At 58.4% G+C, this 12534-nt stretch carries 11 protein-coding genes; 7 read left to right on the top strand and 4 right to left on the bottom strand.

What is annotated here, in order from left to right; genetic code table 11:
• Positions 1 to 20: 20 nt before the first annotated feature.
• Positions 21 to 1082: a lactonase family protein gene (locus AC1Z32_RS27070; RefSeq protein ID WP_483481922.1), complete on the bottom strand. Its 1062-nt coding sequence runs from the start codon at positions 1080 to 1082 to the stop codon at positions 21 to 23.
• Between the two features lie 324 nt (positions 1083 to 1406).
• On the opposite strand from AC1Z32_RS27070, the gene AC1Z32_RS27075 reads away from it, so the two are divergent.
• From AC1Z32_RS27075 to AC1Z32_RS27105, 7 genes are all read left to right on the top strand, one after another.
• Positions 1407 to 2288 (top strand): GntR family transcriptional regulator, encoded by an 882-nt coding sequence (locus tag AC1Z32_RS27075; RefSeq protein ID WP_483481923.1) that lies wholly within the window; start codon positions 1407 to 1409, stop codon positions 2286 to 2288.
• A gap of 93 nt (positions 2289 to 2381) precedes the next feature.
• Positions 2382 to 3668, top strand: coding sequence for an MFS transporter (locus AC1Z32_RS27080; protein ID WP_483481924.1), 1287 nt, complete (start codon positions 2382 to 2384; stop codon positions 3666 to 3668).
• 166 nt (positions 3669 to 3834) lie between these two features.
• Complete coding sequence (locus tag AC1Z32_RS27085) at positions 3835 to 4254, top strand: cupin domain-containing protein (RefSeq protein WP_483481925.1); 420 nt, start codon at positions 3835 to 3837, stop codon at positions 4252 to 4254.
• A gap of 149 nt (positions 4255 to 4403) precedes the next feature.
• Complete coding sequence (locus AC1Z32_RS27090) at positions 4404 to 5459, top strand: Ldh family oxidoreductase (protein ID WP_483481926.1); 1056 nt, start codon at positions 4404 to 4406, stop codon at positions 5457 to 5459.
• Between the two features lie 14 nt (positions 5460 to 5473).
• The gene (locus AC1Z32_RS27095; RefSeq protein ID WP_483481927.1) at positions 5474 to 5776 is read left to right on the top strand and encodes a putative quinol monooxygenase; all 303 of its coding nucleotides are present in this window, start codon (positions 5474 to 5476) and stop codon (positions 5774 to 5776) included.
• Between the two features lie 71 nt (positions 5777 to 5847).
• Positions 5848 to 7242 carry an aldehyde dehydrogenase family protein gene (locus AC1Z32_RS27100; protein WP_483481928.1) on the top strand — a complete coding sequence of 465 codons (1395 nt, stop codon included), beginning with the start codon at positions 5848 to 5850 and terminating at the stop codon, positions 7240 to 7242.
• Positions 7243 to 7640: 398 nt separating this feature from the next.
• Positions 7641 to 8978 carry an NAD(P)/FAD-dependent oxidoreductase gene (locus tag AC1Z32_RS27105; RefSeq protein WP_483481929.1) on the top strand — a complete coding sequence of 446 codons (1338 nt, stop codon included), beginning with the start codon at positions 7641 to 7643 and terminating at the stop codon, positions 8976 to 8978.
• Between the two features lie 38 nt (positions 8979 to 9016).
• On the opposite strand, the gene AC1Z32_RS27110 is transcribed toward AC1Z32_RS27105, so the two are convergent.
• From AC1Z32_RS27110 to AC1Z32_RS27120, 3 genes are all read right to left on the bottom strand, one after another.
• Positions 9017 to 10210, bottom strand: coding sequence for an anion transporter (locus AC1Z32_RS27110; RefSeq protein WP_483481930.1), 1194 nt, complete (start codon positions 10208 to 10210; stop codon positions 9017 to 9019).
• Positions 10211 to 10361: 151 nt separating this feature from the next.
• Entirely contained in the window at positions 10362 to 11366 is a 1005-nt protein-coding gene (locus tag AC1Z32_RS27115) for an ABC transporter ATP-binding protein (protein WP_483481931.1), read from the bottom strand.
• Positions 11367 to 11378: 12 nt separating this feature from the next.
• Complete coding sequence (locus AC1Z32_RS27120; RefSeq protein ID WP_483481932.1) at positions 11379 to 12389, bottom strand: ABC transporter ATP-binding protein; 1011 nt, start codon at positions 12387 to 12389, stop codon at positions 11379 to 11381.
• Between the last annotated feature and the right edge of the window lie 145 nt (positions 12390 to 12534).

Consider the following 12534-nt stretch of genomic DNA (forward strand, 5'->3'; position numbering starts at 1 on the left):
GCCCGACCATGCACTCGCGGTTATCGCTCGCTGAAGATGATGCAGACTGGGCTTCCGGTTTCGATGACCTTTCCCGTCGGCCTCAAGCCGTCGGGAGTCACGTCGAATTCGATGATGGTATCGGTCCGTTCGTTGGCGACGAAGAGGTGTTTGTTCTCGGGGTCCAATCCAATGAAACGTGGGAAGTCACCGAAGCAGGACGTCCAACCGACATATCTCGGCATCCCGGAGTCGTTCAGCGCAATTGACGCCACGGTGTTGCTGCCGCGATTCGAGACGAAGAGTTGCTTCGCGTCTGCCGTAACCACAATTCCTGCAGCGCTCGACTCGCCGTCGAACTCCGGAGGCAGGACGGAGACCGTGTCCAGCGGTGTAAGCCGTCCGGACTCAACGTCGAACTTCCACACCGTCATTGTGGAATTCAGCTCGTTCGCGACATACACAAGAGGCAAGGTAGGGTGATACGCCGCGTGGCGCGGTCCGGAGCCGGCGTCCCAATGTTGGCTTACCACCTCACACGTGCCGTTCGCCAGCCACCGCACTGCGGATACACAGTCAATGCCCTTGTCCGGCACGATATGCCAATCCGTATTGGCGAACGATGTCTGGTATCGCGAGATGTGGTGCGGATGCGAGCCCTTCTGTTCCTTCGAGTGAGGTCCCGGAATTCCGGTGAACGTCGTGACGTCATTCGACGTGCCGAGACTTCCGTCTGCGTTCACTGGAATCCTAGAAACGTTCCCCGTCGCGTAGTTCGCGATGTTGAGCCAGCGTTCATCTGCAGACAATGCCAGGTGCACGGGATTTCTACCGTTACTCGAGACCGTGTTCACGTGGGTCAGACGGCCCGATGCGGGGTCGATCTTGAAGCTGCTCGCTTGTTCGCCATCTCCATGCACGGTGTACAAAAAGGTCTGAGCTCGATTCAGCGCGAGAAACGAGGGGTTATCCAGCGTCGGGAATACGTCAACGAACGTCCACTCTGCGCTACGAGGGCAGATTTTGTAGAGCGCAATGCCCTTACCACGGGCGTTGCGCTCGCGGGTGGTCCGGCATCCGACATAGGCGAATTTCTGAGACATGCTTCGTCAACCTCACACAGACTAAAAAAAGACAGCACGGATGTCTCTGCCTTGGTCGGCCACCGCCGCACATGCGAGCAAACTTGCTTTTCGATAAAGTGCATTCTATGATTATAAAATGCGTTAGGTAAAGCCGTTGCACGCGAAAAGTTCGTGGGCATTTACCCTGAGCACATAGAATCTGAAAGGGAGACAGCCGTGGATGTGGCAAAATTGATAGCGGACCCTACGGGGCACGAAAGTGCACTAGATGCCCCTGTGGAGGCACTTTCCGCCGCAGTTTGCCCACCTCAAACGATGTCACTCACTCCACTGCAGACCCGCGTGACGCGGGAAATCATTTCCCTCGCCCGGCGGGATGACATGTCCGAGGGCGAGCGCTTAGCCGAATCTGTGCTCGCCGAGCGCATTGGCACGTCCCGCACGCCCGTCAATGTCGCTCTGAGGTACCTTGCCGACATGGGTGTTCTTGTTCATGACCACAATCGCGGGTACTTTCTCGCCAAGCCGGCTCGTGAGCTGAACGACCTCGCCAAGCAATTCTTTGAAGAACCCGACGAACCACTCTATCTGCAGATTGCAGAAGACCGTCTCGCGCGCCGTTTGCCCGACGTTGTCTCTGAAGCGGACCTGATGCGCCAATATGGCGTGGCTCGAAGCGTCCTTCGTAAGGTGCTGTCTCATATGCAGGAAGAGGGATGGCTGGAGCGCCAAGTCGGACATGGCTGGCAGTTCCTTCCCATGATTGATTCGGTTGAGGCTTACGAAGAAAGCTACTTTTTCCGTGCTGCCATCGAGCCGGTCGGCGTGCTCGCGCCTTCCTTCAAGTGCAACACCGTTGAGTTGGCTCTGTTGCGACGGCGCCAGCAGAACATCGTTGATGGCGGCTACCTCACGATGACCTCGATTGAGCTTTTCGAGGCGAACAGTGAATTTCACGAAACGATTGCAAAGTGGTCAGGCAACCGATTCATAATGCAATCGGTGCGACGCACGGACCGCCTCAGACGATTGGTCGAGTATCGACAGGCTAGAGCCCGGAAGCCGAGGCAGCAGCAGGCAATTGAGCACCTGGCAATCCTCGACGCTATTGGCGCCCAGGATTTGTTGAAGGCCGCTAGTCTTCTTCGGGAGCATATCGAGGGAGCGCGCCGTGCGAAGGCGAGGTCGGTCGAGATGTTTATGACAGACGCAGAGCAGGCCTGAAAGAGAAAAGGGGCGAATCCGCCCCTTTTTTTTGTCTTTTTATGCTTTTTGTGGTCACAAAACGCTATAGAAATTTGTAGGAGAGACGCAGCAATGTCGTATCGCCGTGGCTGGATCGCAGTTTTCTTGTTTTCGCTCGCGATGGTCAACTACATGGACCGAATCGCGCTGTCCATCGCAGCATCCTCAATCACGTCTGAGTTCGGGCTGTCGACGGTCGAGATGGGGTACCTCTTCTCGTCCTTCATTTGGGGATACGTTCTCTGCCTGATGCCCATGGGGATTCTGCTGGACCGATTCGGCACCAAAAAAATCGCCGCTGCCGGCATTTTCATATGGTCGACGGCTACGGTCTTTACCGGCATGGCTTCAACTTTCGCTTCGCTACTGGTGTCTCGACTGACGATGGGCGGGGCCGAATCCTGCAGCAATCCGGTTGGCGCCAAGGTCATCCGCCAGTGGATTCCCGCCTCTGAACGAGGCTTCGTCACAGCACTCTTTAACAGCGGCTCTTACGCAGGCCCTGCAATCTGCTCGGTTGTCTTGGCGTACCTTGTCGGCATCTTCGGGTGGAGAGCATCGTTCTTCATCGCTGGTGCGCTTGGGTTTCTCTGGCTCGCGGCTTGGTTGATGTTCTTTGGGGACCCTGAAAAAGTCTCCTGGCTCAGTCCGAAGGAGCGAGCGCTCATCACTCAGGGACGAGAGTCAGCGAAGCCAACCGACGAGAAGCCCGAGGCTGCGGAACCGCAGGGCACTCTCGCTCTGCTCAAGCGCGGGACCATCTGGGGCCTTGCACTTACTCAGGGTTGTACCGTCTACACGCAATATCTGCTGCTTACTTGGTTACCAAGCTATCTGCAGACAAGTCGGCATCTTTCCGTCACGGCCACTGGAATGTTCGCGGCCGTTCCCTACGCGGTCGCAGTTGTTCTTTGCATTGCTGCAGGTCGGCTGAGCGACGTCTACGTCAAAAGGGGCGGGGGCACGACAGGGAAACGACGAAACGCAGTCGCGCTCGCAATGGTGGTCGGCTCCATCATCCTCGCCGTGCCCTTTATAGATAGCCTCCCACTGCTTCTGGCGGTGTTCGCATTGGCCTTCACTGGCATCGCATCAACCACCTCGTTGAACTTCGCCCTGCTCAATGACCTTGTTCCGAGCGCCAGCGACGTCGGAAAGGCGATGGCGCTCGTCGTAATCGGCGGAAATGCATTTGGACTTTTGGCACCGATTGCGACCGGATACGTAATCGAGCGCACCGGCGGCTACAGCTGGGCGTTCGGAATCGCCGGCGTACTCCTGCTGATTGGGGCCGCCATCATGATGACGATGACGCGGCGCCCGATCGAACCGCTGCGCGCAAGCTGCTTTCGTACCTAGGGAAAACGCGAGGGCGTATTGCATTCTGTGGTCATAAAAAGCTATACTGATTTCCATGATGTGGTCGCGAAGGCCATCACTTGATGCTCGAAGCGCCGGTCGCAGAGTTCGAGCAATCCCCACTGATGGCTGGACCGCCATCAAGCAAACTTTGGAGGCATCCCCCATGATTCCGCGTACTCCTTCTGGCGCAGCACTTCTCCAGCCCGAAAACCTCACGACTTACGAACGGGGCGGCGGTGCACGCACGACCCCGCTGGTGAATCACGACATCGGCACGTCGAGTTTCATCACGGGCTACACCTCGTTCGACCCGGGAGTCGAAATTCCTTTTCATAGTCACAATGTGCAGGAAAGCGTCGTGCTGATGGAAGGCAACGCGATTCTCGACATTGATGGCCTCGAGTACGAACTGAAGCCGCACGATGTGACCTTCATTCCCCCGAACGTCAATCACCGCTTCCGCAATCTGTCGAAGACGGAAGGCATGAAAATCCTGTGGATTTACGCCACTCAGGATGCAACTCGCACATTGACGGAATCGGGTGCGACCGCGCCGGTTTCGGCCGAACACATCAAGCGTTAAGCCTCAGCGCGGGTCGCGATAGCGAGAGCGATTCGACCACCCGCAATCTTTTTCATTGCCAAGTCGTGTCACGAGGGCGTTCAGTTCGCTTCTTAGCTCAGGTCGCACGAGGCAGTCTTAAACAAGTATCTGTTTGACCGGGAGATTTCATGCCATACCTCGTTCAGGCGGACGGGTTGAGCCGATTCGGCGAAGCCGTTCTCGAATCTTTGGGCGTCCCCGCCACCGACGCACATCTACTGGCCGATAGCCTGGTCGTAGCAGAACTGTGGGGCCATTCTTCGCACGGAATGCTCCGGCTGCCTTGGTACGTCGACCGCCTGCGCACCGGCGTGATGTCCGCGCAGACGAAGCCGGAACTGGTCGTCGACAACGGGGCGATTGCCGTGATGGACGGTCACCACGGCATCGGTCAGGTTCTTACGGCGAAAGCAGTCGACCTCGGTGTCGCACGAGCGCGCGAGTTCGGCGTCAGCGCGATTGGTGTGCGTAACTCGAACCACTTCGGCACCGCAGCGTATTTCACGCGCAAAGCGGCGGAGCAAGGCTGTGTCGCCATTCTCGCGACGAACGCAAGTCCCGCGATGGCGCCTTGGGGCGGCCGCGAGAAAGCTGTAGGCACGAACCCGTGGTCGATTGCCGCTCCCTGCGGTGACCGTGGCGTCGCTGTTTTGGACATCGCGAACACCGCTGTCGCTCGCGGCAAGATTTATTTGGCGGCTGAGCGCGGTCAGCCTATTCCGGAAGGTTGGGCGGCCGACGAAAACGGCGTGCCGACGACCGATTCGGCGAAGGCAATTCACGGGATTATCCTGCCGATGGCCGGCCACAAGGGCTACATCATCTCTTTCATGATGGACGTGCTCGCGGGCGTTCTCACCGGAAGCAATTTCGGTTCGAAGGTTGTCGGTCCGTACGAAGCAGACAAGGTCTCGGGTGCTGGCCACATGCTCCTCACGATTGACGTGAAGTCGATGATGCCTGCGGATGAATTCGAGCAGCGCATGAAAGACCTTATCGATGACGTCAAATCGGTGCCCACGGCTCACGGTGTGGACGAAATCTTCTTCCCCGGCGAAATCGAAGACCGCAGCACTGCTCGCCTGCTCAAGTCGGGCATCACGCTCGCGGACAACACGTGGCACAGCATGCAGAAGCTGGCTACCGAGTCCGGCGTCTCCCTTCCCGAAAACAACGCTGCTTAACCAGGACCGACAGAATGCTCGCTTTGCATGTTTCGCTGAAAGTGCATGAAGACAAACTCGAGAAGTTCCTCGCCGCTATCAAGGAAAACTCGACGCGTACCTTCAACGACGAAGTTGGCTGCAAATACTTCGACGTGTTGCAGGACACGAAGGACCCGCTGCACTTCCACTTCTATGAGCTGTACGACGACGAAGCTGCCATCGATGCGCACCGAGCCGCGCCGCACTTTGCCAAGTGGCGTGAAGCTGCTGGCGAATGCGTGGTTCCTGGCAGCCAGGTGAACACCATCTCGAAGCAGCTCATGCACCACGCGTGATTCCCCAGGCGGCTTTGTGTCCAGCGACGGACGCCGCCTTCAAACACCTCAGTAACGTTTAAGTGATTGCCATGACCAACCAGATTGCCACCATTTGCCCTATTAACGGTGAACAGCTCACGACCTACGCATCGATGACCGATGCTCAAATCGAAAGCGCCGTTAGCAAGGGCTATGCTGCTGCAAAGGCGTGGGGTACGCGTCCGCTCGAAGAGCGTGTTGCAGCGGTCAGAAAGCTTGCCGAAGAGCTCCGGAAGCAGGCGCCCGCGTTTGCCGCGCTCATGACCTCCGAGATGGGCAAAGTTACCGCAGAAGCCGCCGGCGAAATGGAGAAGTCTGCAGTTACTGCTCTCTACTACGCGGACAACGCTGAACGCATCCTCGGCGACGAACAGGTCTCAATTGACGGCGTCAATGCTTGGGTTGCCTATGAGCCAATCGGCTTGGTTCTGGCAGTGATGCCGTGGAACTTCCCGGTGTGGCAAGTGATGCGTTTCGCTATTCCGTCCATCACGGCGGGCAACGGCGTTCTGCTCAAGCACTCGCCAAACGTAACGGGTTGTGCGCTCGCTCTTGAGCAGCTCTGTAAGGACGCAGGTCTTCCGGAGAATCTCGTCACGACGCTGGTCGTGGCCGAGCCGGAAGTTCCGAATGTTATCGAGCGCCTTATCGCCGACGACCGCATCGCGGCAACCACGCTGACCGGTTCGAATCGGGCCGGCGCAGCCGTCGGCGCTGCGGCCGGTCGTGCATCGAAGAAATCCGTCCTCGAACTGGGCGGTTCGGACGCATTCGTCGTTCTCGACGACGCAGACCTTTCGACGGCCGTTGCTGCAGCGGTCAAGGCCCGCTTTAACAACGCTGGCCAGAGCTGCGTTTGCGCGAAGCGCTTCATCGTTTCCGAGTCGATCGCTCAGGCATTCACCGAGCAATTCGTCGCGCTGACCAAAGCTCTGGTCGTAGGTGACCCGCGCGAAGCTGGTACGCAAGTCGGCCCGCTCGCTCGTGGCGACCTGCGCGACGCGCTGGACCGCCAAGTCAAGCAATCGGTCGAAGCCGGTGCGAAGCTGCTGGCTGGCGGCAAGGCGGTCGACGGCCCGGGCTATTACTACGAGCCGACCGTTCTCGGTTCGACCGGCCCAGGCATTGTCGCATTTGACGAAGAGACTTTCGGTCCTCTCGCCGCGATAGCGGTCGCGAAGAACGACGAAGACGCCGTTCGTCTGGCCAACGCTACTCCGTTCGGTCTCTCGATCAGCGTGTGGTCGAAGTCGAAGGACCGGGCACTCGCCGTTGCACGGGGTGTTACGACCGGCGCTGCATTCGTCAACGCTGTAACGGCGTCGGATGCACGCATCCCGTTCGGCGGCACGAAGAAGTCGGGCTATGGCCGTGAGTTAGCTGCCGCAGGTATTCGCGAATTCACGAACGCGCGTACCTACTGGACGGTCGAGCAAAAGGCGTAAGCTTGAAATTCGGTCGCTTCGAGAAGGACCTGGGCGGTCTTCTCGAAGCGACTCTCAGGCACTCAAGCGGTCTTCTCGGTAAGTCATCTCGGCGTTCATTCGCCTCTTCCTTTGCTCTCTCGGGCCTGTCGAATCTCTGACAGTCGCTGCCGCTTTGCCATTTGTTTTGGTAAGCCCGAAACATCCAATTGGGCTGGTGACGCAACGTCAACAGTGGCGCGAGCCGTGCAATTAAATTTTCGCTGCGGTCTTCCTGCACAGGGAACGACTGCGCCGTTCTATTGACCAGCGAACGAACTTGAAGCTTTTCACGTTCTTCCGCGCGATATCTGTCGCCTCGCGTTTCACCTCAACACCAGGTCGACTCGTTCCGTCAGCGGCAGCTTTGGAGATTGGTAATGCATCGGATTATTGTCGTGGGGGGCGGTGCGGGTGGCCTGGAGCTAGCAACGCGACTGGGTGACCGCTATGCGTCGAAAAAGCGAAGGACCAGCAATAGCGTGCAAGTAACGCTGGTCGACCGCAATCCCACGCACATCTGGAAACCCCTTCTGCACGAAGTTGCGGCGGGAAGCATGGACCCGTTCACGCAGGAACTCTCGTATGCGGCGCAGGCACGCTGGCACAATTTCGAATTCCAGCTTGGCGAGCTGGTTGGTCTCCATCGGGAGAACCGCCGGATAACGCTCGGTGCAATTGCTGACGAGGACGGCGTCGAACTTCTTCCGCGTCGAGAGCTTGAATACGACACGCTCGTTGTTGCAATCGGGAGTACCACTCACTTCTTTGGCGTCAAGGGCGCTCAAGAGCATTCCATCGCACTCGACACGGTGGGACAGGCGGAGCGCTTCCGTAAGCGTCTGATTTCTGCCTGTGTTCGCGCCGAATTTCAGTCGACTGCGTATCCGACGAAGACGAACGGCGAGGCGAAGGTCCAGGTCGCAATCGTCGGGGCTGGCGCGACCGGCGTTGAGCTTTCCGCCGAGTTGCGCAATACCGCGCAAGTCTTGTCGGCCTACGGATTGCACAAACTCGACCCTCGCCACGATATCGGCATCGTTCTCATCGAGGCGGGACCGCGAATCCTTCCGGCGCTATCGGAGCGGGTGTCGCGAACGACGACCGAACTCCTCATGCAGCTCGGCGTGAACGTGATGACCGGCGAAGCGGTCGCCGAGATAGCGCCTGGCTGTGTTCACACTGCAAGCGGAAACACGATTTGGGCGGACCTCACCGTGTGGGCGGCAGGCATTAAGGCTCCGTCGGTACTCAGCATGCTGGACGGTCTGACCGTCAATCGCCTGGGACAGCTCGAGGTGCGGCCTACGCTTCAGACAACGCTCGATGACAATGTTTTCGCGCTTGGCGATTGCGCTGCCTGCCCGTGGCCGACGCATGAGGGCAAGAATGTCCCCCCGCGTGCGCAAGCAGCCCATCAGCAAGCCAGCTTTCTGTTTCGCGCGCTACGAGCGCGCATCGACGGTAGGGCTCTGCCCGAATTCAGCTACCGAGATCTTGGCTCGCTTGTTTCGCTGGGACATCACAGTGCTGTCGGCAATCTGATGGGCGGTGTTATCGGCGGGAATATGTTCATCGAAGGGCTCCTAGCGCGATTCATGTACATGTCGCTGCATCGCATGCACATTGCGGCGCTGCACGGCTTCTCCCGCATGGCCCTCGACACCGTCGCTCACTGGTTGCGCCGCACGACGGTGCCGCGAGTCAAATTGCACTGAGACGTGGCGCATGCTTTCCCACAATCTCGCCCAGCGGCTTACCCGAGATAGAACGCGCCGAGCAGTAAGGTCAAGAGGGTGACAGGCGCGCCGACACGGAAGTAATCCCAGAAGGAAATTTGCACGTTCTCATTCGCCGCTGCTTGCACGACGATGAGGTTCGCGACGGAGCCGAGAATCGTAAAGTTGCCCGCGAACGTGGAGGCCATGGCAACCACAAGCCATCCATGGCTGACCTCGGGAAGCTGAGCGATTAGCGGTTTCAGCAATAGGACCGCTGGAACGTTACTCACGATGTTTGACAACAACGCAGTTACCGCCGTCAGCACAAAGCTGTTTTGCAGCGCTTTGGTGCCGAAGCTACGAATCACGTCGCCCGCAAGGAAAACGTGTTGTGCACCGGCCACGATGATGAACAGTCCGACGAACATGAGCAGGAGTGACCAGTCGATCTCTTCGTAGATTCTTCTGGTTTTGATCCGGCGGGTAAGGAGTAAGAGACTGCCGACAGTGATGGCCGCCTTGGCGGGACTCACCCCGGCAACAAACGCAGCGACGAGCACGATGGTCGCGGCGAGCGAACGAACCGCTAGCGCCTTTCTGATTCTCGTCGGCGCCGCCGGCAGTACTCCCTGTACAGCATGAGTGAATTCGCGCCTGTGCATCAGGAAAACAAGCAACGCGGTGACTGCAAGTCCGACTACCGCGACGGGTCCGACGTGAGCGGTGAAAGTCACAAATGGAATACCGGAGAAGCTCCCAATCATGATGTTTTGGGGATTGCCGATGATGGTTGCGGCAGACCCGACGTTCGAAGCGAGAGCAACCGCCAGCAGGTAGGGAAGTGGCCGAAGATTCAACGCTCTGGTGAGCTCAATCACTAACGGCGCCAGGACAAGGCAAATGGCGTCATTGACGAAGACTGCGGAGAGCAAGCCCGTGACGAAGACCAGCGCGACAAGCAGAGTCCACGACGTACGGGCGTAGGAACCAATTGCGAAGGTGACGAGAGAGAAAAAGCCGGACAGGCGCAGGCTAGCCACCAGAATCATCATGCCGAGCAGCAGGGTGATTGTATCGAAGTCGATGGCCTTGTAGGACTCGTCTAACGAGATTGCGCCACACAGAATCATGAGTGCGGCGCCAGCGAGCGCAATCCCGGCGCGGTCGATGTTCAGACCGGGTATGCGGCCGATAGCGAGCGCGACGTAGCTGCCGACAAACACGGCCACGGTTGCAATCTCACGTGCGCTCGCCGCAATCGGCGCGCTAGCGGGCAGTAGCGTCGGCGTAAGTGCAGCTGCTAAGGCTGCGAGGACGGTTAAGCCAGCAGAGACGACGCCGATGATTCGAGGCCACCTTGGCCGCCGTTCGAGAGAGAGCCTATTCATCGGCGCGATGACACGCGACGAGGCGGCCGACTCCGTGGAACTTGATTTCTCTGAGCGCAGGCTCGTCAGTCTTGCAGCACTCGATGGCGCGTGGGCAGCGAGTGTGGAAATGGCATCCGGAGGGTGGGGCTAGCGGACTGGGGATGTCGCCTTTGAGCAGTACCCGCTCGCGAGTTCGTTCGTCGCGCGGCGAGGCGGAAGGGACGGCGGACAGAAGCGCCTGCGTGTATGGGTGTGCCGGTGAGGTTACCAGTTCGTCGGCGTTTGCTATCTCGACAATCTTGCCGAGGTACATAACAGCGATTCGATTGGATATGTGATGAACGACTCCAAGGTCGTGCGCAATGAAGAGATAGGTGAGTCCGAGTTGTGCCTGAAGGTCCTGCAGCAAGTTGACGACTTGCGCCTGAACTGAAACATCAAGGGCTGATACGGACTCGTCGCACACAATGAAGCTTGGCTCCATCGCGAGCGCGCGGGCGATACCGATGCGTTGACGCTGCCCGCCCGAGAACTCGTACGGATATTTGCTCGCAGCGTCGGGATTGAGTCCTACTAGCTCCAGCAGTTCGAAAACGCGGTCTTCCGTTTCGCGTCGAGTTGAACGGAGCTTGTGGACGCGAATGGGCTCTGCAATCAGTGAACCTACTGTGAAATAGGGCGTGAGAGACGAGAACGGGTCCTGGAAAATCATTTGCATGGACCTGCGCATCCCCCGCAGCTCTTTGCTCGTGGCGTTTGTGAGTTCTTTGCCCTCGAACTCGACATCGCCGGATGTGGGCCGAATCAACATGGTGACAGCGCGGCCGGTGGTGGATTTGCCGCAACCGGACTCTCCGACGAGCCCCAGTGTTTCGCCGCGAAAAATCGAAAAGCTGACATCGTCCACGGCCTTTACTACAGCGGCGCCTGCCGAGCGTTTCATCAGTCGGGCCGAGGAGCGGTACTGAACGGAAAGGTGTTTGACGTCAATGAGTGTGGGAGCAGTTTGGAGCATGGCGGTCTCTCGTTATTCGGACGATTCAAGCTGCGGTTGCTTGACCCATGGCGCGCGTACATCGAAATGGCACGCGGCAATGTGCCCTTCGTCCACAAGACGGGACGGAGGCGATTCCTTTTTGCAGACAGCCTCGCACTGAGCACAGCGTTGAGCGAATCGGCAACCGACCACCGATGAGGTGATAACGGGAGGGCGTCCTGGAATGGCGGTCAACCGATTACGGCGATGACCGACTTGTGGGACCGAACGTAGCAGCCCAATCGTGTAGGGCATTCGGGGGTCGTAGAAGATTTGGTCCACAGAACCGGACTCGACCACACGCCCGCCGTAGACAACTGCAACCCGGTCGGCGATTCCAGCGACGACTCCAAGGTCGTGCGTGATGAGGATGAGCGCCATGCCGCGCTCGCGTTGGATGTTTCGGATGAGTTCGAGAATTTGAGCTTGAATGGTTACGTCAAGCGCTGTTGTCGGTTCGTCGGCAATGAGCAGGTCCGGGTCGCATGCGAGCGCCATGGCAATCATTACGCGTTGGCGCATGCCACCTGACAACTGGTGAGGATAGTCGTTGAGGCGAGAGTCCGGTGATGCAATTCCGACTGTGCGCAACAAATCTGCTGCGCGACGTCGTGCTTCGGAACCCGACACCTTCAGATGCAACTCCATTACTTCTGTGAGCTGTCGGCCAATTGTGAGCACAGGGTTCAGCGAGCTGAGTGGGTCCTGAAAAATCATTGCGATGCGGCGCCCTCGAATGGCGCGCATCTCTTTCTCCGGAAGGGACACGAGGTCGATGCCGTCGAAGTTGATTCTTCCGCCCGTGATAGAGCCGACTCCGGACTGTAGCAATCGCATGATGGAGCGCGCAGTAACGCTCTTGCCTGAGCCGCTCTCGCCAACAATCGCAAGCGCCTCGCCTCTATCAACGGAAAAGGACACGCCATCGACTGCGCGCACCAGACCACGAGGCGTCTTTAGTTGGGTTACGAGATTTTCGACCGATAGGAGCGGGGCTGTCACCAGAGACCTCCAATAGACTCACTCAATCTTCACGGAACAATAATTTCTCTGTACAGAATAACAGCGAATTTCGCCGACACCTCGTGTTCGGGCCTAGGGTTTATTCGGAGTCCCGCGTTCCGACGGGCAAAGCGAGCGATGATGC

The organism is Caballeronia sp. 11_S32 (genome assembly GCF_056930355.1).